Annotated in this window: 1 protein-coding gene; it reads left to right on the top strand. The window is 57.0% G+C overall.

Annotation, left to right across the window (positions count from 1 at the left end):
* Positions 1-611: cytochrome P450 (locus J5224_RS33910; protein WP_264629249.1), on the top strand; the 611-nt coding region annotated here is incomplete at both ends.

Here is a 611-nt window from a genome sequence, read left to right on the forward strand (position 1 = left end):
GCCGAACTTCCTCTGTTTGCCATTGCCCATTTGGTCGGGATCCCCCCCGAAGACCGGCACCCGATCTCAGGTTGGATCAATGCGGTGCTTGATTATGCCGATCGCCAATTGGGGCAGAGCAGTGTCAGCAGCCAGCAAGGCATGCAGCAGTTTATGGCTTACGCGCAGCGCTTTGTGGAACAGCGTCGCCAAGCCCCCGGTGATGACATTGTTTCGCTGGCGATTGCGGGAGAACTTTCTGCGGAACTGGGCAGTTTGACCCCTATGGAGCAGGTCATGGTGTTTAGCGTGGTGATGGTGGCCGGTTTGGAAACCACGCGCAATGCCATTGCGGGCGGAATACTGGCGTTTATTCAGCACCCGGAACAGTGGCAGTTGCTGCAACGTGAACCTGCACGCATGAACCGGGCGCTGGAGGAAATTTTGCGCTGGACCTCACCGACGCCGTACAACCGCCGCACCGCGACGCGCGATGTTGATATCGCGGGTAAACGCATCAGAGCTGGCGAGAAAGTGACACTGTGGTGGGCCTCGGCCAATCGCGATGAACAGCAGTTTGAAAACCCCTTTACCTTTGATATCAGTCGGGAAAAAAATGCCCATCTGGCGTT

Source organism: Candidatus Symbiopectobacterium sp. NZEC135 (assembly GCF_025962695.1).